At 40.9% G+C, this 25,377-nt stretch carries 17 protein-coding genes; 11 read left to right on the plus strand and 6 right to left on the minus strand.

Annotated features, from left to right (window positions below; translation table 11 throughout):
- Positions 1–230: 230 nt before the first annotated feature.
- The 11 genes from IAG46_RS12925 (at position 231) to IAG46_RS12975 (ending at position 18,791) form a co-directional block, all read left to right on the plus strand.
- Positions 231–10,352, plus strand: a complete 10,122-nt coding sequence (locus IAG46_RS12925; protein WP_190810762.1) for a gliding motility-associated C-terminal domain-containing protein — start codon at positions 231–233, stop codon at positions 10,350–10,352.
- A gap of 37 nt (positions 10,353–10,389) precedes the next feature.
- Positions 10,390–11,310 carry a type IX secretion system membrane protein PorP/SprF gene (locus IAG46_RS12930; RefSeq protein ID WP_223826676.1) on the plus strand — a complete coding sequence of 307 codons (921 nt, stop codon included), beginning with the start codon at positions 10,390–10,392 and terminating at the stop codon, positions 11,308–11,310.
- Between the two features lies 1 nt (position 11,311).
- Positions 11,312–13,267, plus strand: a complete 1,956-nt coding sequence (locus IAG46_RS12935) for an OmpA family protein (protein ID WP_190810764.1) — start codon at positions 11,312–11,314, stop codon at positions 13,265–13,267.
- A 157-nt stretch (positions 13,268–13,424) separates the two neighbouring features.
- Complete coding sequence (locus tag IAG46_RS12940) at positions 13,425–13,964, plus strand: RNA polymerase sigma factor (RefSeq protein ID WP_190810765.1); 540 nt, start codon at positions 13,425–13,427, stop codon at positions 13,962–13,964.
- On the plus strand, positions 13,964–14,503 hold the full coding sequence (locus tag IAG46_RS12945) for a hypothetical protein (RefSeq protein WP_190810766.1): 540 nt from the start codon (positions 13,964–13,966) through the stop codon (positions 14,501–14,503). The genes IAG46_RS12940 and IAG46_RS12945 overlap by 1 nt, the downstream gene beginning before the upstream one ends.
- Positions 14,484–15,572 (plus strand): hypothetical protein, encoded by a 1,089-nt coding sequence (locus IAG46_RS12950; protein ID WP_190810767.1) that lies wholly within the window; start codon positions 14,484–14,486, stop codon positions 15,570–15,572. Before IAG46_RS12945 ends, IAG46_RS12950 begins: the two co-directional genes overlap by 20 nt.
- 103 nt (positions 15,573–15,675) lie before the next feature.
- Positions 15,676–16,338, plus strand: coding sequence for a hypothetical protein (locus IAG46_RS12955; protein ID WP_190810768.1), 663 nt, complete (start codon positions 15,676–15,678; stop codon positions 16,336–16,338).
- A complete protein-coding gene (locus IAG46_RS12960) occupies positions 16,331–16,507 on the plus strand; it encodes a hypothetical protein (RefSeq protein ID WP_190810769.1) in 177 nt (58 codons plus the stop codon). Before IAG46_RS12955 ends, IAG46_RS12960 begins: the two co-directional genes overlap by 8 nt.
- A 191-nt stretch (positions 16,508–16,698) precedes the next feature.
- Entirely contained in the window at positions 16,699–17,532 is an 834-nt protein-coding gene (locus IAG46_RS12965; RefSeq protein ID WP_190810770.1) for a DUF2807 domain-containing protein, read from the plus strand.
- A 115-nt stretch (positions 17,533–17,647) separates the two neighbouring features.
- The gene (locus IAG46_RS12970) at positions 17,648–18,223 is read left to right on the plus strand and encodes a DUF4202 domain-containing protein (RefSeq protein ID WP_223826677.1); all 576 of its coding nucleotides are present in this window, start codon (positions 17,648–17,650) and stop codon (positions 18,221–18,223) included.
- On the plus strand, positions 18,210–18,791 hold the full coding sequence (locus IAG46_RS12975; protein WP_190810772.1) for a bifunctional precorrin-2 dehydrogenase/sirohydrochlorin ferrochelatase: 582 nt from the start codon (positions 18,210–18,212) through the stop codon (positions 18,789–18,791). The genes IAG46_RS12970 and IAG46_RS12975 overlap by 14 nt, the downstream gene beginning before the upstream one ends.
- A 33-nt stretch (positions 18,792–18,824) precedes the next feature.
- Here IAG46_RS12975 and IAG46_RS12980 read toward each other — a convergent pair whose 3' ends face one another.
- From IAG46_RS12980 to IAG46_RS13005, 6 genes are all read right to left on the minus strand, one after another.
- Positions 18,825–19,577: a LytTR family DNA-binding domain-containing protein gene (locus IAG46_RS12980; protein WP_190810773.1), complete on the minus strand. Its 753-nt coding sequence runs from the start codon at positions 19,575–19,577 to the stop codon at positions 18,825–18,827.
- A gap of 655 nt (positions 19,578–20,232) precedes the next feature.
- Positions 20,233–20,895 (minus strand): hypothetical protein, encoded by a 663-nt coding sequence (locus IAG46_RS12985; protein WP_190810774.1) that lies wholly within the window; start codon positions 20,893–20,895, stop codon positions 20,233–20,235.
- A gap of 314 nt (positions 20,896–21,209) precedes the next feature.
- Positions 21,210–21,596 (minus strand): hypothetical protein, encoded by a 387-nt coding sequence (locus IAG46_RS12990; RefSeq protein ID WP_190810775.1) that lies wholly within the window; start codon positions 21,594–21,596, stop codon positions 21,210–21,212.
- A gap of 248 nt (positions 21,597–21,844) precedes the next feature.
- Positions 21,845–22,858, minus strand: coding sequence for a hypothetical protein (locus IAG46_RS12995; protein WP_190810776.1), 1,014 nt, complete (start codon positions 22,856–22,858; stop codon positions 21,845–21,847).
- Between the two features lie 21 nt (positions 22,859–22,879).
- Positions 22,880–23,824, minus strand: coding sequence for a type IX secretion system membrane protein PorP/SprF (locus tag IAG46_RS13000; RefSeq protein ID WP_190810777.1), 945 nt, complete (start codon positions 23,822–23,824; stop codon positions 22,880–22,882).
- A gap of 10 nt (positions 23,825–23,834) precedes the next feature.
- Positions 23,835–25,377 (minus strand): T9SS type B sorting domain-containing protein (locus IAG46_RS13005; protein WP_190810778.1); only part of this gene is annotated, 1,543 nt, incomplete at its 5' end.

Genomic DNA, 25,377 nt, shown 5'->3' on the forward strand with positions numbered 1-25,377 from the left:
TCTAAGTTAACCCCTTAATAATCAACTATTTTCAAATAAAATAAATAGACACTGATTAAGGAATCTTACTGTTTATTGGTAAAAATGGGCCTAGTAATGAAAATGCTTTCATCGTTTATCCGATGTTTCACAACAAATGATCGATGAAATACAACATATTTTCCTTTTAACGGATTGTTGTAGATATGTTTGAATAATCCTACAAGGAAAAACAACCTCATTACTAAACTATGATTGCACTGATAACCCGCCTGAAGAAGAGTAATTTTCTGCTGTCTTTTTTGTTTTTGCTTGGAATGATCCAAATGGGCCATGCCCAAAATTGTTCCATTAATGCGGGGATACCAGAAACTGTGTGTGAAAATGTTGGAATTTTCAATTTATCGGGATCCTCGGCAGGTTTGGTTCAAAGCGGACCTACTTGGTCTCAAGTGGGTGGTCCGTCGGTAATAATAGATGATGTTTCCAACCTTACAACTGGAATTAATGGCCTTGTTGGTGGGAATACCTACACATTTCGATTAACCGCTGTATGTACTGATGGAACTACACAATTTCAAGATGTAAACATTACCGTTCAACCAATCACCGTTGCCGATGCGGGAAGTGATATCGCTTCATGTCCAGATAATTCGGGAACAATCATTACCAATGCAAATACACCACTCAATGGGGGTGAAACAGGACAATGGAGCATTGTTGGAAATAATAATGCTGGAGTTACCATAAACTCGCCGAGTTCCCCAACGACTAGTTTGACATTGGTCGAGGGAAATGCAGGAGTAACCACATTGCAATGGACAATTACGGGACCTGATTATGCTCCTGGACAATTTTGTGAGTCAAGCGACACGATAACCGTTACCAACTACGGAGGAGTTTCGGTAATTGATGCCGGCCCAGACCAGAATCTGGACAATTGCTATACAGTAACCCAGTCCACTTCGATGGCTGCCAGTTTTGGTGGTAATAATATTAATGGTCAGGTAGGTACATGGTCATTCGTAAGCGGGCCCAATACTCCTACAATCTCGAATGCCAACAACAATAACACCAACGTTTCAAACCTTGTTGAAGGTTCTTATGTTTTTAGGTGGTCGGTAAGTGGACCATGTGCAACTGGAGAAGATACAGTAACAATCAATGTGGCGGCTGCCACACAGGACATTTCTACGGCCTCAATCCAAGATGACAATATTCGTTTTTGTGATGCAAGCATTACCACAGTAACACTTGAAGGTTCACTACCTCTGTTTACAGGAGAAACGGTTACTTGGACCCAAACGTCCGGTCCTGGCGGAGCAAGTATTTTAAACCCTAATTCTCCAACGACCCAAATAACGGGATTAGATGGAAGTAGTACCTATAACTTCACCTATACCATAGAAAATTCAACAACACTTTGTAACGATTCCGCAACGGCAACCGTTCGATATTCTACCAACCCTGTTTCCATTTCGGCAAACGGAGGCAGCGATATTGTTGCAACGTGTGGAGTAACAAGTGTTGATATTCCATTTACCACTACAGGGAATGGAACCAATACATACAGCATTATTAATGGTCCAAGCGGTTCAGCTTTGGTGAACCCGGGCACGTTTACAAATACTGGAGGTACACCTTTGAACATTGATTTTGATGTTGAAGGAACATATACCATATTATTTAGAAGAGCGCTTAGCGGAACCATACAAACAGGATGCGATGTGGCAACCGATGCCATAAACGTAACCGTTGCTCTGACCCCGACGGCATCCAATGCAGGTACGGATCAGAATTTGGCCTGTAATGTGACCAGTACGGATATTACCGGGAACACGGTAACTGTAGGAAGTTCACTTTGGTCGCAGATCAGCGGACCAAATACAGCTACAATTGCAACACCCTATACAACTACCACAAATGTTTCCAATTTAATTCCTGGAACCTATGTGTTCCAGTATGGAGTATCCGGAGGAAGTGCCTGTGCTCCTTCAATGGAGGATACCGTGGAGGTTGTAGTGTCTTCAGATGCTCCAGTGGCCACAGATGCAGGGTTGGATCAAAATATTTGCTTTGGAGCACCAACGCAGTTGGATGCCAACGCACCACCATCAACCAATTTGGAAGGAACATGGACAGTGGACACCGCTCCGGTGGGAGCAACCATCGTTTTTGCAGATGCAAATGATCCTAAAACCTTGGTTTCAGGATTAAACGATCCCAACGAGACTTATATTTTCCTTTGGACAATTGATAACCCGGGCGACCCGACCTGCCCAAACCCTGGAACAGATACCGTTACCATTACTACAAATGCAACGCAAGGACCTCAACTGGCCGATGCAGGCCCGGACCAATGCTTAACCACAGGTACTTCCTCTGGAACTTTGGCTGGAAATCAACCTGCTGTGGACGAAATTGGAACATGGACTGCTGACCCAGCCACCGGAATAACATTCAATGATCCCAATCAATTTGATACCAATGTTACTATCACCATAGAACAGAGCTACATGCTTACTTGGACCATATCTAAAATTGCTCCTGGTTGCCAATCTACTTCCGATGAAGCGGAAATAACGGTTGGCCCAAATGCTGTGGCAGATGCGGGACTCGATCAAACAGCCTGTCAATCTATTTTTACCATGGATGCGACCGGATCCGTAGGGAGCAGTGGTGCCTGGAACCAAATTTCTGGCCCAGGTGGATTTACTATTGATGATAACACCAGTCAAACAGCCCAAATTACATTCAACTTTTCAGGGCAATATGTTTTCGAATGGACAGCAAACAACGGCTCTTGTTCCTCAGATACTGACCAAGTAACTTTGAATGTTGGGATTCCTCCAACAACGGCGGTTGTTACAACCCCTGCGGAGACCATATGTTCTTCAACTTCAATTGTGTTGGATGGAAACGTTTTTAACAGCAATATAGAGACCGGTTACTGGACGCTTCTTTCGGGAGCACCAAATACACCGACTTTTTCAGATATAAATGACCCTAATGCCTCCGTTACAGGAATGGTTTCAGGGACCTATACCTTTAGATGGACCATTGCTGGGGATACCAATTGCCCAGTTAGCTTTGCCGACAAAACCGTAGATGTTTTTGTTCCAGCGGATGCAGGTCCAGATTTAGAGTTGTGTCAAGTTCAAAATTTCTTGCTGGAAGCCACCTTTGGTTCAACCGGTACTTGGGTACAAACCTTTGGTCCTGGTGTTGGAGGCCTTCCGGGGGCTCCTGCCACAATTTCCCAAAATCCGGTGGATAGCAATGTTGCTGAAGTAAGTAATATTGAATTGGGAAGAGTGTACAGATTTCAATTCACTACAAATTATCCTGGTGCTACAGGCTGTGGAAATACCTCAGATGAAGTACAGGTAGAATCGAGTGGATTACCAACTGTTTTACCAGATGCAGGACCAGACCAATTATTATGTTTGGGAGATTTGGTAGTGCCCAACCAAACTACTTTGGCGGGGAATACCCCACCAGATGATGTAGATGAAGCTACATGGAGTTTTACAGAACAACCAGCAGGAAGCACGGCAGTAATTACTAATGTAAATGATCCTCTTTCTACAATAACTGGATTGACTGTACCCGGAACCTATATTTTAGAGTGGAATTTTGAATCGGGATTCTGTTTTACCACATCAGATGTAGTCCGTATAGAAGTATACGAGGCACCATCCGCCGCAGATGCCGGTCCGGATCAGCTAAATGCTTGTCAATTGGATGCACAAATGAATGCAGTTCCTCCTACTTCAGGAACAGGAACATGGACCTTTACTGTTGACCCTTCTGGAGGTGCTGCAGTAATTGACAATCCAAATTCCCCTACAACAACTATATCCAACATTACAACAACAGGAATCTATACCCTAACATGGACAGTAGCACATAACGGCGTAGCTTTTGTGGATAGTCCCTCTGCCTGCGATCCAACATCCGACACCATAGATATTACTTTTCCGGCCGATGCACCTTCTAGTGCAGATGCGGGTACAGATCAAGAATTGTGTGCCGCTACACAGACCAATATGGCAGCAACTGCAATTGTTGTGGGAACAGGAACCTGGACCCAGACCGCAGGTCCTGGTGTTGGAGGAACTCCCGGAACACCCGCAAATATTGTCGCACCAAATACCGAAACGACACTTATAGATACTTTAGAACCGGGCACATACGAATTTACATGGACCGTTGTAAATGGTGGTTGTACTTTCGTTGATATTATGGAATTGGTTAATTATGCCGATCCTGGAAGTGCAGATGCTGGCCCCGACCAAAACTTGGACCAATTTTCTTCTGTAACCCTAGCTGCTATTCCGGCAACCGCTGGACTAGGCACTTGGTCTCAAATTTCAGGTCCAACAACCGCTGGATTTGTAAACGAAAATGACCCGAATACAGAGGTTTTCGGCGCAACCAATGGAACCTATGTTTTTGAGTGGAGAATATCCAATGGCACATGTGCTGATGTTTTTGATACGGTAGACGTGTCCTTACTTGGAATTGATTTGGAATTGACAAAATCCGTACTTCCAACTTCTGCAAACCCTGGCGACACAATCACGTTCACAATAGATGTTTTTAACAACGATGCATCAACTTCTTCGGATGCAACCGGAGTTACAGTCCGGGATGTTATCCCTACAGGATATACCTTGGTTCCGGGAACAGTTAGCAATGGAGGTGTTTACAATGCAGGAGATTTGTCCATTACGTGGTCCAACCTGTCCGTTACCAATGGTAACACGCAAAGTTTAACGTTCGATGCTACGGTAAACGCATCTGGAAATTATGTCAATACCGCTGAAATAACTGCAAATGATATTTTTGATATTGATTCTACAGTCAATAACGGTTTGGCCGGAGAAGATGATCAAGATACCGCTGAGGTAACGGTAACCATTGCAGATTTAACTCTGGCAAAAGATATTAGCGCCGGATCAAGCCTTACGCCCAATGTGGGTGACACCGTAGTTTTTGAACTCACAGTTACCAATGCCGGACCTGTTACCGCTACCAACATTACTGTAGAAGATGTAGTCCCTTCTGGATTTACCATTGGAACCATTAATAATGGAGGCACGAATTCTGGGGGTACTATCAGCTGGAATATTGCATCATTAGCAGTAGGTGCTACAACAGTATCCTACGAAGTAACTGTAAATGCCCCAACAGGAACACCCAATGAATATGTAAATACTGCAGAAATAACTACCTCGGACCAGTTTGATCCCAACAGCTCGCCCAACAATGATGATGGAGATCAAAGTGAAGATGATGAAGATTCAGTGACTATAACGGTAGCCGAAGAAGCTGATTTGAGTATGGCCAAAAATATAATCGTTGGCTCCATAACTCCAAATGTTGGGGAGACACTCACGTTTGAGTTGGTACTTTCCAATGCTGGCCCTAATGATGCGACTGGAGTTTCTGTTGAAGACGTCCTTCCTGCAGGGTTTACTCTTACCACAGTTAATGGTGGAGGTACCGCAGGCGGAAATACAGCTAGCTGGTCAGGATTGTTCATTCCGTCGGGAGGAAATATCGCGCTGACCTATCAAGCAAATGTAAATGCACCTACGGGTACACCAGGAGAATATACCAATAGTGCTCAGATTACCGCCAGTAATCAAACGGACCCGGACAGTGATCCAACTGTTGGTCCAGGAGCTGATGATTTAGGGGATGCTATTGCCGATGATGACGAAACAAGCTTAACAATTACCCCTCAAACGGCCAACCTTTCGGTAATTAAGTCAGTTGACAATGCTACTCCGGATGTTGGTGATACGGTAACCTTTACAGTTCAAGTGGACAACGCTGGACCGGATGTAGCCTCCAATGTGGCTATTGAAGATGCAGTTCCATCAGGCTATACTATAGCTGGTGGAAGTGTTTCCAATGGTGGAATCTTCAATTTAGGAGGGTCCGAAGTTATTTGGAATTTGGTTTCAGTACCATTGGCAGGAATAACTTTGACTTATCAAGCTACGGTAAATGCACCTACGGGAGCACCAGGGGAATACGAAAATATTGTACAAATAACCGCTGTAGATCAATTTGACCCCAACAGCTCACCCAATAATGACGATGGCGATCAAAGTGAGGATGATGAAGATGCACAGATCGTAACCCCAACAGCTTCCGATTTAAGTTTGGTAAAGGATATCAATGTTGCATCATCAACTACACCAAATGTCGGAGATACTGTAGTGTTCGAATTGACAGTGGCCAATGCAGGTCCAAGCACGGCTACCAATATAGTATTGGAAGATATTGTTCCTTCAGGATACACCTTGGGAACGGTAAATAATGGCGGAAGTGCTATTGCAGGAACCTTCATCACATGGAATATTGCCACTTTACCAGTAGGATCCACAACAGTTTCCTATGAGGTGACCGTGAATGCCCCAACAGGATCAGCCGATGAGTATTTGAATACAGCTGAGATTGCCTCCGTAGATCAATTTGATCCAGATAGTTCACCGGGCAATGACGATGGTGATCAAGACGAAGACGATGAAGACTTCTTTGTGGTTATCCCACAAGTCACGGATATTGAATTGGATATTTTAGCCAGTAATACCACACCTGATGTAGGTGATGTGGTCGCTTTTACTATTAACTTGAGTAATACAGGGGCAGATGCTGCAACCGGAGTTTCAGTTGAAAACTTGGTGCCCGTAGGATTTGGAACAATCGTAGGAATAAACAATGGTGGAACGTTCAATTTTGGATCAGGGATTATTACATGGACCGGTCTTACGGTTCCTGTAGGAACAAATACAACCGTACTGACATTTAATGCAACAGTGGGAACTCCTACAGGTGCCTTAGGTGAATTCACCCATATTTCCGAAGTAACATTTAGCAATCAATTTGATTCAGATAGCACACCCAATAATGACGATGGCGACCAAAGTGAGGATGACGAAGATGCAATCACATCTGCACCAGAACAGGCCGATCTTTCTTTGACCAAAATTGTGGTTGATAATGATCTTACCCCAAATGTGGGGGATGAAATAAGTTTTGAAATTACCATTTCAAACACAGGGCCAAATGATGCAACCAATGTCATAGTGACGGATTTGCTTCCTACAGGATTTGATTACGTTTTATATAGCGCAACAGCTGGAGTCTATAATGACACCACTGGGGAGTGGCAAGTTGGAACTGTTAGCGGAGGAGGTTCCGAGACTTTGATCATTGATGTATTGGTCAATGCAACAGGGAACTATGTCAATACCGCTCAGATTACAGCTTCAGATGCTTTTGATATTGATTCAACACCAAGCAACGGAGTTTCTGCAGAAGATGACCAAGACGAGGTGACAATTATCCCGAGTGCTTTGGTAGACCTTTCGTTGACCAAAAATGTAGACAATGCAAACCCAGTGGTCAATACAAACGTGGTGTTTACCTTGACCGTTTCCAATACTGGACCAAGTGATGCCACGGCTATTCAAGTCACGGACCAATTGCCATCAGGATTCACCTATGTTTCAGATGATGGAGGTGGAAATTATGATGACGCAATCGGCATTTGGAATGTTGGAGCATTGATTAATGGAGGGAACGCTAGCTTGAACATAACAGCTACCGTAAATCCAACCGGAAGCTATACCAATATTGCAGAAATTACGGCCCAAGGAGAAACGGACAGCGATTCCACTCCAAACAATGGAGTTGTCGGAGAAGATGACCAGGATCAAGTGGTAATCAATGCGGCACCGCTTGTAGACATTTCTGTTACAAAAACAGCAGATGATCTTACCCCGAACGTGGGTGATCCAATCCAATTTACGATAACCGTTCAAAATGATGGCCCAAATGACGCGACCAATGTTGTGGTTACCGATGTATTGGCAGCGGGCTACGGATTTGTAAGTGCAGTTCCGTCTACCGGAGTTTATGAATCTTTAAATGGCTCATGGACTGTTGGAAACCTTGCGAATGGTGCTTTAGAAAATATTGTAATAACTGCCAATGTATTGGCTAATGGAGACTATACCAATATTGCAGAATTGACAGGTTTGACGGAAACTGATGTAGATTCGGAACCTTCCAATAATGATGATACTGAGGACGATCAACAGACCATTGAACCGATCCCTGTTCTGGTTTCAGACCTTGTATTGCGTAAATCAGTTAACATTTTGAGTCCATTGGTTGGGGAAGATGTGATTTTCAATATCAGCATTACAAACAATGGACCAAGCGATGTTATTGGAGTTGAAGTTTTAGATTTATTGCCTTCCGGATATACCTATGTCTCCAACAATAGAACAGCTGGGGTTTATGACCCGGGAACAGGTATTTGGGAATTGAACGGAGTAATCCCGAATGGAACCACAGAGACCATGAATATTGTGGCAACGGTGAATCCTACAGGAGATTATTTCAACGTCACCGAAGTTTTCTCATCCAGTAACTTGGATCCCAATTCAACCCCAAATAACAACAACATATTTGAAAATGACCAGGATAGTGCAGGGACCACACCAATTCCAGCCTCAGATTTGGCGTTGGACAAAACAGTGGATAACGAATTCCCTGATGTAGGCTCCAACGTAACCTTTACAATTACGGTGACCAACGACGGTCCAAGCGATGCGACCAATGTGGTGGTTTCAGACGCATTGCCATCAGGTTATATTTACCTATCGGATGATTCAGGTGGAACGTACAGTGATGCAAGTGGACTTTGGAATGTTGGCATTATTGCCGGCGGAGGTAATGCCATTTTAAATATTACAGCACAGGTGAATAGCTCCGGGGATTATAACAACGTAGCTGAAGTAATAGCCACTATCCAGTTAGACCCAGATTCAACACCCGGGAACAATATACTTTCTGAAGATGATCAAGATGAACAATCGGTTACACCAAGATCGGTAACTGATATCTCTGTTTCAAAAACGGCAGATAACTTAAGCCCTTCAGTGGGTGAGCAAATCGTGTTTACTGTAACAGTTACCAATTCAGGGCCCAATGTGGCTACCGGTTTGGTGATTGAAGATGCTTTAGCCACTGGATATAGCTTGGTTTCGGCTGTGGTTACATCGGGCACCTATGATCAAATTACAGGAGCTTGGGCGGTTCCAACAATTGCCAACGGAATGTCTGAAATACTTACAATTACTGCTACCGTACTCGCTTCTGGAGAATATGGCAACACTGCCGAGCTGATTCGATTAGATACGTTTGATCCTGATTCAACACCGGATAACCGTTTGAGTTCCGAAGATGACCAAGACACTGTTGTACCCGTACCTAATGGTTTAGCTGATCTTTCATTAACAAAAACCGTTAACAATTCCACTCCAAATGTTGGAGACGTAATTGAATTTACTGTAAGTATAACAAACGATGGAATAAGTGATGCCACAGGAGTGGTGATAACCGATTTATTACCATCAGGATATACCTATCAATCCCATGTAACAACCGCAGGGACTTATGATGCAAACACCGGACTTTGGAGCATCAATGGAACAATATTCAACCAAAACACAGAAAGTTTGGTGGTATTGGCAACTGTAAATGTACCAACTGGAACTGTCGATGAATATTTGAATGTTGCAACGATTACGGCAAGTGATTTGGCAGACCCCGACAGTGACCCGAGTCAAGGAATCAATCAAGATGATTTCTCTGACGGACTTGCAGATGACGATGAAGCAGTTATTGCTGTTATGCCTCAAACCACTGATATAGCGGTCACCAAAACAGTGGATAACACATCCCCAAATATTGGAGATCAGGTGATTTTTACAATCACACTTACCAATCAAGGTAATGTTACTGCCACCAATATTGGTATTGAAGAACAATTGCCATCCGGATATCGATTGATAACCTCTCAGGCTTCGGTAGGAGCTTATGACGAAGTCTCAGGATTTTGGGAAATAGATTCCTTGGATGCATTGGGAACAGCAAGTCTTCAACTTACAGTTGAAATATTGGACATCAATGATTATCTGAATACAGCAAGTTTGGCTTTTGTAGATCAATTGGATGTAAACCGAAGCAACGACTCAGACCAGGTAGCCGTTGAACCTTCTTGTTTGACAGTGTATAACGAGTTCTCACCAAACGGTGATGGTGTCAACGACCGCTTTAAAATAGATTGTATTTCCAGATACCCGAACAATGTGCTCAAGGTGTATAACCGATGGGGCAACATTGTATACGAACAACGCTCCTATAATAACGATTGGGACGGAACCTCAAATGGCCGTGCCACAGTGCAAAAAGGAGATCAATTACCCGTGGGCACCTATTACTATGTGCTTGACCTTGGAAACGGCTCTGCCCCAAAAACAGATTGGTTGTACATAAACAGATAGAACAATGGGTAGGAATACAGTGAAAAATACAAAACGAATGAAAAACCAATTACAATATACTTGCCTTGTGGCCTTAATGCTGTTAACCTTTAGCGGAGTTGCACAGCAAGACCCACAATTTACCCAGTATATGTACAATACCCTTAATGTTAATCCAGCCTATGCTGGGTCCAAGGGACATTTGACCGCTTTGGTGCTGCACCGATCCCAATGGGTAGGTGTCAATGGAGCTCCAAATACACAGGTCTTGGCCGTTGATGGTCCAATGGGCAATAACGTTGGACTCGGATTGGTACTTTCACATGATGCCTTGGGTCCTTCCTCTGAGACATTTGTAGACGCCAATTTTTCTTATACCGTAAAGTTGGACGATAACAACAAGAAGCTCTCTTTTGGACTTAAAGGAGGAGGAAGATTATTCAATGTTGATTTTTCAAAAGGATTGACCGAGAATCCAGATATAGCATTTCAAAACAATATTTCAAATAAGTTTTTCCCAACAATCGGCGCAGGTGTATATTACCACACCGGTAAAAGTTATTTGGGACTTGCAGTGCCCAACTTTTTTGCCCAAGATCATTATGATGGACAAGAGCAAGAAATTGCGGCTGAACGGTTACATTACTATTTAATAGGTGGAAGAATTATTGACCTTACCCCAGATATAAAGTTTAAACCGGCCTTTTTTGTGAAATGGGTGCCAGGCGCACCGGTAATTGCGGATATATCTGCAAATGCAATGCTGAAAGAAACCTTTACGGCTGGATTAGCCTATCGATGGGATGATTCTTTTTCGGTTTTGTTGGGGCTTCAAATTTCACCGGACCTGAGTGCAGGTTATTCCTATGACCTCACCACATCTGACCTAAGAAGCTATACCAGTGGCACCCACGAAGTGTTCCTGAGATACGAGTTCAAGACCGTGGAGAAGCGACTTAAATCCCCAAGATTCTATTAAGATGAAGAATTTAAAAACAAACATACTGGCAGTAGCACCATTTTTATTTGTTGTTTTTACTGCCAACGCTCAGCTTAACTACCAGAATGCGGACATCAATTTTGATAATTTGATGTACGTAAGAGCGGCCAAACAATATGAAAGTATTGTACGAAAAGGGGATGATTCCCAACAGGTATTGGAGCGTTTAGGAGATGCCTATTTCTTTAATACCGATATGGAAAAAGCCGTAAAATGGTATGGCACACTTTTCTCAAAATATGAAAATGCGATATCTCCAGAATATATCTTTAGATACGTACATGCCTTAAAAGGTGTGGGCAATTATACCATGGCCAAGGCAATTATGAAGATTTATTCCTCAAGACTTGAAAAAGAAGGTTTTTCAGTTGAGCATCTTAAGGACAATGATGAAAAGTTGGATGAGATCTTAAATAGACAACCGCAATTCTATATTTCAAATTTGGCTATCAATACCCCTGTGGCCGATTTTGGAACCATGTATTATAAAGATAAGATCGTGTTCTCATCAAGCAGGGATTCGTTAAACCTGGAAACCCGGGTTTATGAATGGAATCGCCAACCTTATTTGGACTTTTTTATGGCAGATACAAGCAATCTGGGGTCCGATTTGGCAAGTGTAACCCAGTTTTCATCCATTTTGAATTCCCGCTATCACGAAGCCATTGCTGCTTTTATTCCAGAGGGGAATGTAATTTACTTCACCAGGAATAATTACTCCAACCAAGCCTTGGGTAGTGACGAAGAGGGCACCAACCATTTAAAAATATATACCTCCGAACTAAGAGGGGGAGAGTGGACCGAAGCAACCGAAGTTTCATTCAATAGTGAGAATTATTCCGTTGGACAACCAACCCTGAACCCAGATGGCAGCAAACTATATTTCGTTTCCGATATGCCGGGCAGTTTAGGGTCAACCGACATTTTCGTAGTCGATATACATAAGGATGGGAGTTTCTCCAGACCCAGAAATATGGGTCCTACCATAAACACGAGTGGAAGGGAAATGTTTCCTTTTGTAACAGATGAAAAAATCTACTTCGCTTCCGACGGACATCTAGGCCTTGGCGGACTTGACATATTTGAAACCGAGATTAGCAGCAATGGATTTTCTGAACCTGCTAACCTGGGTCAACCGGTAAACAGTAATCGTGATGATTTCGCATATATTGTTAACGAAAAAACACAAAGAGGATATTTTTCTTCCAACAGAGAAGGCGGTAAAGGAGATGACGACATCTATTCTTTCCAACGAATGGAAGAAACCTGTCAACAAACAGTAAAAGGTAGTGTGGTTAGAACGGCCAACGCCCAACCAATCGTAAACGTCAATGTCGAACTTATTTCTTCCGATGGCAATTCGCTGGCAAAAACCAGCACAGACCCTTATGGCGCATTTGTTTTCGATTTACCCCTGGAGTGCGAGACAACCTATGCCATAAAAATTGGCAAAGAAGGCTTTGAATCAGGTGGTGCAGGTTTTAGTACATCAAAAACAAAAGATTATGTGCATGACGTGCCCATGGAGATAACCAAAGAACTCAACAAACTTATTGTGAGGGAGAATGGAGTGCTTAAAATTAAGATTGATAATATCTATTTCGATTTGAACAAGGCTGAAATTCGACCTGATGCCGCACAGGAACTCAACAAAATTGTTGAGGTCATGAAAGAGTATCCCAAAATGGTCATTAAAATTGAAGCACATACCGACTCTCGAGGAAGTGACCGATATAATGAAACCCTCTCCGATAAAAGGGCAAAAGCCACCGGAAATTACATTGCTTCACAAGGAATTGAGGCAGGAAGAATTGAAAGTGCCATTGGATATGGAGAAAAACAATTGTTGAACCATTGTAGCAATGGGGTCCAATGCACAACCGAAGAACACGATGCCAACCGAAGATCAGAATTTATCATTGTTAAGCTGCAATAACCAACCACAAATACCCCATAACTTAAAACCCTCAATATATATTGAGGGTTTTTTCATTAAAAACTTCTTCAAATGCAACCCTTCAATTTTTAGTTTGTCTTTGGATTAGATGAATAAGGATTATTTTTAGCTGTCATTGAATAACCGTCCAGGATTTTTGGAAGCAAACGTACGTTTTACACATCAAGCTTTGGTAGAACAGAGCAAGGAAGGCAACAGGAATGCCCAGTACCAGTTGTATGGGCTGTACGTGGATGCTATGTTCAATGTGGCTATGCGATTGTTGACCATTCGTGAGGATGCTGAGGATGTTTTGCAGGAGAGTTTTGTTGAGGCATTCAAAAAACTGGACACCTTTAGGTTTGAAAGCACTTTTGGAGCATGGTTGAAGCGGATTGTGATCAATAGGAGTATCAACCATTTAAAAGCCAAACGTCTACTGTTGTCCTCATTGGAAAACGAAGGCGAGCCTTTGGAAGATGACCAACCGGAAATTGATGTAAAGTTTGAGATTGAAAAAATAAAAATGGGTCTGGGACAGCTTCCGGAAGGTTATAGACAGATAATCACATTGTATTTGATTGAAGGATATGATCATGTGGAAATTGCAAAAATCATGGGAATTTCCACTTCCACATCCAAATCACAATATCATAGAGCAAAGAAAAAACTGATTCAAATTGTAAATGAACTGTAATGGACAATTTTGAAAAACATATAAAGGAAAACAAGCAAGCTTTTGACGTTCACAAAGTGGACAAGGATAAGCTTTGGGGGAATATTACCGAACAACTGGATACCGAGGAAAAAGTCAAGGTAATTCCGTTATGGAAATCCCATAAACTTCGAATAGCCGCCTCCATTGTGCTATTGATCGGATTATCGGTATTTGTAATGATAAACAATTCCGTTTCCAATACTATGGATGGCTATGCCAATGAAGAACTCTTCGAAATAGACCATCACTATAAAAACCTGGTTTTTCAACAAGTGCAATTGGTGAAAAATCATCCCAGCCTAGCCAATGAAGACAAGGAAGAGTTTTTATCCTTTATGGATGAACTGGATGAAGAATACGAGCAGTTAAAACTGGAAATGCAAAACAATTTAGACAATGAGCTGATTTTGGAAGCCATTGTAAACAATTATAAAAAACGTATTGAATTGATTGAGAATTTACTCAAACAAATCAACGCTTCTAAAAATGAAATGGATTATGAAGGGTATATATTATAAAAGCACAGTATTAGCCATGATGAGTTGCTTTTTGGCAATGATGGTGTCCGCCCAGAGCGAACGTTCCAAGCAATGGAATAAGAGCTATGACCTTCCGGCCACAGGAGCCGTACAGGTTGAAAACAAATATGGTAGCGTATCCATAAATGGCTGGGATAGAGACGAACTAAAAGTTTCAGTTTCCATGACCGTAACCCATAGGAAGGACGAAAACGCAAAAAAACTTTTAGATAGGATTCAACCTGAAGTAACCCGTGCTGGAAATCTTATCAAGATTTCTTCTGAAATAGCAGAAAGGAGTTCCAGCGTTTTCAGCAGATACTTTAACAAGGCGAATCCTTTTGATTTTGATAAATCCAACATAAAGATTGACTATGAAATATATATGCCCGTAAACGCAGAACTTACCATTACCAACAAATTTGGTGATGTGATCATAGGAGCTTGGAAAGGAGATCTAGATGCCAACGTTCAGCATGGAGACCTTTGGGTTAACGAGGAAATATCCACAGCCAAGATCGATATGCGTTTTGGGAAATTGAATTGTGGCAACCTGGGCTATGGAAACATTAAAATGAGCAATGGGTCCATTGATATAGATAAAGCGCAAAAGCTGAAAATAATAAGCAACGGAAGTGAGATAAAACTAGATGAGGTCGCGACATTGGAACTATATTCCAACAAAGATGAAGTATACCTGGAAAATGTAGGAAGCCTTCGAGGAGATTTTAAATTTTCCAATGCAGATATCTCAAGTGTGGACACTGAGTTGTTCTTGACCTTAAGAATTGCTGAAATCGACATCCACAAAATATTGAAACAAGATGCGGAGATAGATATAGTTCAGGAATCTTCTGAAATTAATTTGAACATTTCTGGCCTTTCTTTTGATTTTAAGGCCACTTTGGAACAAGGTTTGTTGCGAGTTCCTAAAACTTTTGCCAATGTAAAAACGGATATGACCAATGCGGGAAGAAAGATAAGGGATATTTCCGCCACTTATGGATCAGAACCAAAAGGTGACTTTGCTATCAACGGTATAAAAGGTGTGATTATACTATCGGACTAAAAAACTAACCATCAATCACAAAAATTAATTCAAAAAAAGACAGTGAACATGCAACCTTTTTACACCTCACTTGTCTTTAACTCGACAACCTAATCAAAAAACGATGAAACAGAACAGATTACTACTCCCCATGTTACTGCTTTTTGCATGCAGCGCATTGGCTCAAACGGAAGACGATGGGGATTACATTGAATTTAATGACCGACGAAATGTAGTGCATGGTGTATATCTTGGACTGGGCACCTATTTTGGCGAAATTGATGGTAAAAACACGTATCACGGACACTTTAAAGTTGCCTATGTGGCCAACCAACAAGTGGAGGTCGGTTTTGCTGCAGTAGGATTTTATTCCCAACAAAACATACTGCAAAGTACTTTTGAGAACCTAGATTTTGCTGGTGCTTATGCCGGGCTTCATGTAGAACCCATCCTATTTGGCAAATCCAAGATTAATTTGTCATTCCCGGTTATGTTGGGTGCTGGTGCGGTAGTATATGTAGAAGATAACAATCGGGATGTAGATATCGATTTTGATCGGAATGAATGGGACGAAGTTTTTGTTGTAGAGCCAGGGCTCAATCTACTGTTCAATTTGTCAAGATATGTGCAATTAGAGGCAGGGATGAGATACAGATTTTCGAGCAAGATCGACTTGGCGCCGAACAGCATAAAGAATATCAATGGCTTTTCCGCCGGATTTGGTATAAAAGTGGGCGTTTTCAATATGGGTAGAAATCGATATAAAAAACACTTGCGCAATGAATAACAAATCAAAAAACGAACAGTCAATCAATCAAGGTTTAGTAGCAAAACACGTATTTTCAAAGAACGGAGCTGTATTTGTAAGAAGCACCCAAAATTTGGAAATAGACGAATGGTCAGCAATAAATTTCTACTGGATGCCCATGCTCAAACTAGAAAGGGAACTGGCCTAAAGACCATTCAGAACATTAAGAAAATACGATTACGGCAGCACATCATTTTGGAGGATTGATACATGGTTTTCTCATCGTATCAATGGCCTAATTTCTTTAACCTAGTTGCAGAACAACAGAGGCGGAGTGCCAATTGGAATGGCCACCTTTGTTGAGCTGCCGAATAGAATTTTAATCAAAAAACGAACAACATGATAACAATCAGAACAATTTTTATTGCTGCGGCAATAGGGGTGTTTGCCTCCTCTTGCTCCTATGAAACTATTAGGGTATCCGATGAGATATCCACTATAGAATACGATTTTGACAATATTACGGCGCTATCGGTCGCAACGGATTTTAAAGCATATGTTACCTTTTCGGACACCGAAGAAAGTGTTCGAATAAAGGCCAATGATAATTTATTTGACAAAATCAGGGTTTATAAAGAAGGAGGAAAACTTACGGTCAAACTTAAAAACTATATCAACATTAAGGGCAAAGAAACCTTGCAGTTGCATATTACCACAGCTGAAATCAAGGATTTTGAGGCATCTTCCGATGCATCCATTTATTTGGATGATTTCTTGAATGCTGATGACGTTACGATAGATTTAAGTTCCGATGCATATTTTGAGGGAAATATTACAACGAATGATTTTGAGTTAAGAGCTTCCTCTGATAGTAAAGTGAATTTAATTCTAGATGCATCACGCGCATTCATGAACCTCTCCTCTGGTGCTAAAGTGGATGGAGAAATTAGAACACAAGATGCCACACTCAAGTTAACTTCCGACAGTGCCATCGATGCCATTGGCACAATGGATAATTTGGAAGCCACATTATCTTCCGACAGTAAGTTGGGTGATTATGGACTTCACATTGAAGATTTAGAGATTTCGTTGTCATCCGATAGTGATGCCTATCTGACTGTTTCAAACACGATTGATGTTACCGCGAGTTCAGATGCCAGACTTTTTTATAAGGGCGACGCCGAAATTGTTAGGCAGATATTATCCAGCGACGGGAGGGTCATCAAAAAATAATTTCTCGGCTCAGTTCTAAATTTTTTAGGGGAAAGAGCATCGCCTTTTGTGGTGTGGGGTATTCTGAATACTTTTAATAAAAAAAAAGGCAATGCCTGAATCCCAAAAGCTGTCTATGGCGTTTCAACTTTTTGACGAGGCCAATAGCAAGGATCCCAATATCGAAATGTATAACGGAGAAAAATTTCCGAAGGAGTTGCTGTATGCTACCCGTATGACGGACACCTTGAAGGAATTTGCTCCTGAAGTTTCAGAGGGATTGCAACTGGCAGCGCGATCGCAGCACATCTGCAGATGGCAAATTCCTAGAAGTGATTATGAAATGAATCGTACGGGATATTTGAAATGGCGACAGGATTTAAAAAAATTCCATGCGCAAAAAACAACGGAAATACTCAAGCAACTAGGCTATGAATCTGAAATTATCGATCAAGTAGAGTTTCTTTTGCTAAAAAAGCAGCTAAAGAAAAACGAAGAGACCCAAACCTTGGAAGATGTAGTTTGTTTGGTATTTCTACGGTATTATTTTGAGCCCTTCGCGAACAAACATTCTGATGAAAAGGTAGTGGAGATACTTCAAAAAACATGGAGAAAAATGTCCTTGAAAGGGCAGAGTGCGGCAACTAAGTTGCCAATTTCCGACCAGTCCATGGGTTTAATCAAAAAAGCGATTGCGAATGGAACGGAATGAACTGTACCCCATTTTTCTTAAAGCCGCAAACTTGAACATACTTGTTGTTGGAGGAGGTAATGTTGGACTAGAAAAATTGACTTTTCTGTTAAAATCAAGTCCAAATGCCAATGTTCAAATTGTGGCCCCAAAATTTTTAGGAAATACCTTGGAGTTGGCCAATAAACATAATGTTGAGATAACAACAGCCGAATACCATAAAAAATACCTGAAAGGGAAGCATATAGTTGTTGCATGTACGGACAACGTCAACGTAAATGAGCAGGTCTACCATGATTGCAGAGCGCAAAGCATTTTGGTAAATGTAGCAGACAATCCACCATTCTGTGATTTTTATATGGGTGGAATAGTGACCAAAGGGAATGTGAAAATTGCTATTTCTACAAATGGAAAATCTCCAACTGTAGCAAAGAGGCTAAGACAATTCTTTGAAGATATTGTTCCCGAAAATATTGATGATTTGGTCAAAAATTTGAATGAATATCGAAAAACCTTAAAAGGAGATTTTGATGAAAAGGTAGATGCATTAAATGAGTTTACCAAAAGTCTGGTGGACAAAAAGAAATAGAGTAGAACTCAAGTAAATTCAAGCACTCAACTCTTATAACCTTTTCATCGCATCGATAAGATCATCTTTTTTCCTAGGAGAAAGGCTAACATGCATATCGTTGCTCATAATTATATAACCACCATCAGATTTAATATACTTTTTTACCTCTCTTAAATTGATGAGATAGCTATTATGCACCCGCATGAATAGTTGGTCAGATAACAAGTTTTCATATTCTTTAAGATGTTTGCTGACCAAAAGGGAGGTTTTGTTTTTCAGAACAAAGGAAGTGTAGGAGCCATCCGCTTTACACAGAATAATATCGTCAATTGCGATAAATTCCATGCCCGCCGTTGTGGCCAAACAAATTTTTTCTTGTTTGTTAGATTCTCTGGAAAGGCTTTGCATAAGAGTGTCTATCTGCTGCCTATATACATTTGTGTCCATGCGGGTTCTTGCTTTCTCAACAGATTGTTGTAGTTCATCTAAATCAATAGGTTTTAGCAAATAGTCCAAAGAGCTAAATTTGATTGCTTTAACAGCATATTTTTCGAAAGCTGTAGTAAAAATAACTTCGAAACTAGGCTCTTTGATTTGATTCAAGACATCAAATCCCACACCTGATTGCAATTCGATGTCAAGAAATACAACATCTGGGCTATAAACAGACAGTACTTTAACAGCTTCCTGGACAGAACTGGCCATGGCTATTACTTGTACATCTTTGCAAAATTCTTCCAACAATGATTTGAGCGTTTCACGGCTGTGTTTTTCATCTTCAACAATTACTACTTTTAGTATCATAAGGTTGCTTTTGGTTGCACATGAAAAGTGCTCGCTTGTAGTTGAACAAATAATTCATAACAAGCAGAGACTTTCACATTATTTAGCTTTTTAGAATAATAGTTTTATCTATTGTGTATTTATTATACTGTTAGGTCAATTGTATTAATTTAATAATTAATTTTTTCATGAATTTCCATAAAAAATCTTCTCCTTTTGATAAGGAACCGAAGTTTCTGGATAAATTGGGGGAATTAATTTTGACTAGGAGGTAAATTTCGGATTTTTTTAATTCTTTTAAAATAACCCATTCTAATCTTAATTTTAAATAAGATTGGATAACCTCTCTTTAAAAAGCTCACCATTTTCACCTCTTAAATTACTATTGCGCAGCATAACCCCATACTTGCTTACAGTAAATTAGAAGTTACTTGTGGTGAGCGTAGCGTTAATGTCATTGATATTAAACTCTTAAGTTTAAATCTTTAATGATTTTCATCGAATGAAATTACAAGATTTGGTCATTCATTAATCGTACCGGTTGACGTATCCTTGTTCTCAATTGATAAATTTGTTGTTTTAATATATGGAGCGATTTTTTTTGTAACCATATAACAATTACAAAGAATTAAATCTATCTTCAGATACTACTACAAGTATTTTCATAATCCCAGAATTAAGCTGATTTAACACCTAAATTGGATGTTGAAATAGTCGTAAGTCGTGTTGGAGATTTACCCGTACTTGCTGATGGTTTAAAATGCCCTTTAAATTCTATTGGGGCTAAATTGCTAAAATAAGTTAGCACATCATTATAGTTGTTAATATTTACCCCAGCCCTTTGCAATGTCTCGTACACCATCAGTTTTCCTGATTTTCCTACGTCATTATTAAATGTATTTTTATGCTTCGATTTTATGATAAGAATTTTAAGATTTATCAGATGCCTTGGCGGCACATGATAATTGGAAACACTGTCCAAAAGACTTTTAAAAGTAATATAGACCCTGCCTACATTTTTATAAACATTTGCAACGTATCCCAAGGTGCCATTGTTTAAGGGTAGTTTTAAACAGGTTTCTTCAGTTTCCAAATAGAACAAGATAGGATAATGGTGTAATGTTTCTTCGGTTATTTGGGGGACATCTAAAATAAATGACCAGCCTGGTGATTGCTTGCTCATATCATAGGAAAGAAGCTCTATTGTGTCGGAAGACAGTAGCGAATGTTGATTTTTAATGGTAGTATGTTCGGTATAAGATTTGTTAATAAGGTACATAGGATATCCTATGATTATGGCCGCACAAATCAATGTCCAAATTATTGTTAAAAGATGCATGATCAATGATTAAGTTAAAAGACTTGGGAACCTTTGTTGATACATTATCTAAGTAACGGAATATTAAGATGAAATAATCCGGTAATGGACGGATGCAGCCTTTAATTTGACAAATGCCTCAAAACCGACCAAATGCCTTTTTTGTCGATAAAATGCAAATCAACCCGTGAATCAAAAACCCATAACCTTTCTTGCAAAGTTTATTTCCAACTATAAAATTGAGAAAAACTACCTGATTGGATATTATTTCAAAAGCTCACAACACATTTAATAGCCAAACAAGCCAGTGTTTGTTTTTGGGGATAAGTTGAAGATTATGTTTTGGCATCATTGGTTTCACCTAAATGTTCCAGCTGGCCAACGACGTTCATTACATCATAATTGGCAATTCTTCGGGTACTATAGTTTCTTTTAATGTGGTTTACATATGAATGAATTTCCAGGGTATAGTAATTTTCAAGGTCAAAAATCGAATCTTCCACAGATTCGGTGCTTTCACTTATTCTCCTTTTTCCAAATGATCTTGCGTGGTAAACCATTTTGTAACTGTTATTGTCCTCATCCATCCAATCAATGGTTACCTCTATAAAATCGTCCATTCTTTCCCTAAGCTTATAGGTTGCTTTTTTGGGGATGTTACCAAACTCATATTCGGATTTTACGAGGTTTAAAATCCATTTTTCAAGAAAGTTATCTCTCATGTCTATTTAATTATTTAAAATGTTCTGGTTTAGGCTCAATAGAACCCTTTCCTTTTTTGATTTTATTTTTTGAGGATGATTTGTGTTCTCTGGTTATAGTGAAACATTTAGGTTTCATACAGGAGTCGGATTGGCGTAATTTAATTTGGGGAACAAAAGGTTGTAGAAGTTGAAGTAGATTATCTAAGAAGGGTTGTTGATAACATATTATTTGGTCCGAACTCCAATTTTATACGTTGTTAATGCTATTAATTCATATTAAAGAGTTCTTTGAACCAATCAATGGTATTATTTCTTGCCCGTACACTTTGCTCAAGCTCATCCGTGTCAAAACCATGCCCGACGTTCTCAAGCAGATTTAGTTCTATGGGATTTTCCTTTTCCATGAGCAGGTCTACCATGCACAGAGCATTTTCGGCCAAATAACCTTCGGCAGCAATATGGAACAACATAGGGGCGTACACCTGATAAATGTTATCCGTAAGAGCGTCGTCTCCACAAGGATTTCCGCCCCAATAACCATGGCCATAAACTCCTCCGTAATAAAAGACACCACCTTTGAAACCTCCCTCATTGGGAATTACGGGTGGTGGCCGTACCCCGTCGGCCTCGGTATATTCCTTGCCATCGTATTTTTGGGTCCATTTCCAACCTGATGGTGTGGCATTTGAATCATAAAGAGTAGCAAAAGTGGCTCCTGCACCATCGGAAAAACCAAGAATGCCAATATCTTTTGATCTTACGATTTTGGAACCGTCTTCAAAAGTCAAGTTCCGTAAAAGAGTAAGGGCGGCATTGGCATGTCTGGGGCGCACAAACTGAGCACTTATCTTAAAGGTCTCTGGAGGAGTGTCCCATTTTCCTGATCTTTCAACTGCTCCAGCACCTGTGTAGCTGTCCACGTAAGCCCCGACAAAACAATTCTCATTAAAAATATCTTTCCACTCTCTGTTTTGACTTGACATTATTCCTTTGGATGGATCATCATCTTTCCACATACCTCCTGATCCGTGCTTAAGAACAACTGCGGGAAAATCCTTAAGATTACAATCTTTGGGGATGGATATATAGACTGGGATGTCGTAATTATCAACAGTGACGTACAATATGGTATCCGAACTGGTAGCAGATATTGTGGCTCCTTTATCTGGTGGTTTAGATAAAGGACCATTGTCATCTTTTCCGCAAGAAAAACACAAAACACAAAACATAACAAGCGTAAGTAGGTTGATGATTTTAGGTGGTTTTGGGTATGAAATCATATTTATAAAATTTAAAGTTTATCAATAAGTGCACGTACAATTCGAAATACCTTGAAAAAGGTCTATGCCCAGGGTCAATACATGGGTTCCAGAGGAATAGCCCAATATTTCATTCATTATCACCTGGTACGAATAGCCGAAGTAAAAATCCCCTTTCTTCAATCCGATAATAGGGGCTACATAAAGCGGACTTCCAGGTTGATCGTTTAAAAACCTGTAGGTAAAACCGGCATAATAGTAATCCAAGAAATCATACCACCTAAACTTGATATTGGCATCAGTGACTGATCGGCCATCACTTTCAAAATATTGGAAGAAAAGTGATGGCTCCAGCTCAAATTTGTCTCTAGGGTGTTTTCGATATTTATATCCAGCGTACAAATAATAATTACGCAAAGTATTCGGCTCGAAAATGGGATTGAAATTTTTGAAATTCTTGTTAAGAATATTGGAAACATTCATGCTCAAGTAGAATCCACCCCTTCGATACAGGGCACCAACATCAAAATTGGGATTGTTCGAAGCACGATCATCCACAATTGCTTGATCATTGTTTTCATCAAAATTTTCAATATCTATTCGAAATTGATTCATGTTAAAGCTCAAGGCAAAGGAAAAGAAGTTGTCCTCGTGCCTATCTATGATCAAATGGTGGGCGAAAGAGATTTTGCCACCCCGCTGTTTGGTTTCCCCATTTGCATCGTTGTAGAGCACCATTCCAATACCTGATTTGTTGCCCAATCTCACATCAGCTGACAACGATTGGGTATCGGGAGCATTTTGGACCCCCACCCATTGGGTAAGCCCGTTCATTCGTACTTTTACATAATTACCGATTCCAGCGTAGGAAGGCGACATTAGAAAGGGATTGTCAGAAAGGTATTGTGAAAGTTGAGGAATGGTCAATTCTTGCCCTCTTACCAGGAACAGGCTCATTAATAGTATAAATAGGGTTATTTTTTTCATTATAATTTATTTATCTGTACAGCGTAAAATGTCCAACAAACTCCCGATCACTTTCATCATTGAGCCTTACGATATACCAATAGTCACCAGAGGGAAGGGGGCTACCTTCGTAATGGCCGTTCCATCCTGCATCCAAGGCACCCATAATTCGTATTTCCCGTCCATAGCGGTCGAAAATGATAGTCTCGATTTTGGGGAATCCTTCAATATTCCTGGGACTCCAGAGGTCATTTTGCCCATCATTGTTGGGAGTGAAGAAGTCGGGAATCTCAATATCCAAGAATTCGAGTACCATTGTTTCAATAGTTTCACAACCATTGTTATCAATAACACGAATAGTATGGGTTCCGCTTTGGGTTATGTGAAACACATTGGCATTGGTTCCTGGCCTATCATCAAAGAAATACGTGTAAGGACCAATACCTCCGGTTACAGAGGCCGTAATCTCATTGATATTGGTATTGGCCAAGTCAAGTTGTAAAGGAGCTATGGATTCAACTTCAAAAGGAATTGTTTCCATACAACCATTGTTATGTAAGATTGAAAGGAAATGAGTCCCCGGTGGAATATTGGTGAAGCTTGAACTCAACACAAAATCATTGGGGCTTGTGGAATCAAGTGCATATAATACATCTGATGCAACTGAAGAATCTTCCATTACTACTTCAATAGTGTTGGTCGATGCATTGGCGTTACAACCATAAATAGGTTGAACAATTGCATTTAAGTTGACCCCTTCTGTTTGAACTTGAATCATTTCGGTCATTTCACAGCCATTGGCATCAACTATGGTATAAGAATAATTGCCCGTTGATAATCCATTGATTATGAAATTATCATTTACAAACATCACTTCTGGATTTGCATCAACCTGAATCGTGTATGGTGCCAGACCACTATCTATCGATATGTTGATTGCACCATCATTTGTTCCTAGACAGGATTCGTTTTGGATTGATGTGTTGGCGGATAAGCTGTTTATGGTGACCACGAAGGAGTTCTGTGCATCGGGGCACGATCCGTTGCCGGGGCTGAAGACGTACAGTGTGGTGGTTGTGGTGATGTTGTCCCCTGTGGAGAGTGCGTTGCCCCCTCCGTTGGGCATATCGAAATAGTTGCCGTTGGTAAGGGCCGGCAGGGTGTAGGCGTCACAGTCCTCGACATCCGCCGGGGCATCGGCCAGGGGCTGTTGGTGGAAGTTCACGGTTATCTCGCTGAAGTCGGTGCAGCCGTTGTTGTCCTCGGTCCATCTAAAGGTATAGGTGCCGTAGGCGTCCACGTCGATATCGGTGACATCGTTGTTGGGTGCCGAAAAGGTGGCGTTGCCGACCATGGGGGTCTGGTTGGTCCATGTGCCGGTGCCGTTGGATGCGGAGGCACTGGTGACAAAGGCATTGGCGATGTCGCAGACGTCGCCCCCGCTGCCGGCATCGGCCAGGGGCTGTTGGTGGAAGTTCACGGTTATCTCGCTGAAGTCGGTGCAGCCGTTGTTGTCCTCGGTCCATCTAAAGGTATAGGTGCCGTAGGCGTCCACGTCGATATCGGTGACATCG

The sequence above is a fragment of the Flagellimonas sp. S3867 genome (genome assembly GCF_014698935.1).
Taxonomy (GTDB): domain Bacteria; phylum Bacteroidota; class Bacteroidia; order Flavobacteriales; family Flavobacteriaceae; genus Flagellimonas.

Bases quoted from the DNA above. Each gene is read 5' to 3' on its own strand.
- IAG46_RS12965 (WP_190810770.1), top strand. From the start codon at position 16,699: ATGATAACAATCAGAACAATTTTTATTGCTGCGGCAATAGGGGTGTTT.
- IAG46_RS12925 (WP_190810762.1), top strand. From the start codon at position 231: ATGATTGCACTGATAACCCGCCTGAAGAAGAGTAATTTTCTGCTGTCT.
- IAG46_RS12960 (WP_190810769.1), top strand. From the start codon at position 16,331: ATGAATAACAAATCAAAAAACGAACAGTCAATCAATCAAGGTTTAGTA.
- IAG46_RS12930 (WP_223826676.1), top strand. From the start codon at position 10,390: ATGAAAAACCAATTACAATATACTTGCCTTGTGGCCTTAATGCTGTTA.
- IAG46_RS12945 (WP_190810766.1), top strand. From the start codon at position 13,964: ATGGACAATTTTGAAAAACATATAAAGGAAAACAAGCAAGCTTTTGAC.
- IAG46_RS12990 (WP_190810775.1), bottom strand. From the start codon at position 21,596: ATGAGAGATAACTTTCTTGAAAAATGGATTTTAAACCTCGTAAAATCC.
- IAG46_RS12955 (WP_190810768.1), top strand. From the start codon at position 15,676: ATGAAACAGAACAGATTACTACTCCCCATGTTACTGCTTTTTGCATGC.
- IAG46_RS12950 (WP_190810767.1), top strand. From the start codon at position 14,484: ATGAAGGGTATATATTATAAAAGCACAGTATTAGCCATGATGAGTTGC.
- IAG46_RS12980 (WP_190810773.1), bottom strand. From the start codon at position 19,577: ATGATACTAAAAGTAGTAATTGTTGAAGATGAAAAACACAGCCGTGAA.
- IAG46_RS12935 (WP_190810764.1), top strand. From the start codon at position 11,312: ATGAAGAATTTAAAAACAAACATACTGGCAGTAGCACCATTTTTATTT.
- IAG46_RS12970 (WP_223826677.1), top strand. From the start codon at position 17,648: ATGGCGTTTCAACTTTTTGACGAGGCCAATAGCAAGGATCCCAATATC.
- IAG46_RS12995 (WP_190810776.1), bottom strand. From the start codon at position 22,858: ATGATTTCATACCCAAAACCACCTAAAATCATCAACCTACTTACGCTT.
- IAG46_RS12975 (WP_190810772.1), top strand. From the start codon at position 18,210: ATGGAACGGAATGAACTGTACCCCATTTTTCTTAAAGCCGCAAACTTG.
- IAG46_RS12985 (WP_190810774.1), bottom strand. From the start codon at position 20,895: ATGCATCTTTTAACAATAATTTGGACATTGATTTGTGCGGCCATAATC.
- IAG46_RS13000 (WP_190810777.1), bottom strand. From the start codon at position 23,824: ATGAAAAAAATAACCCTATTTATACTATTAATGAGCCTGTTCCTGGTA.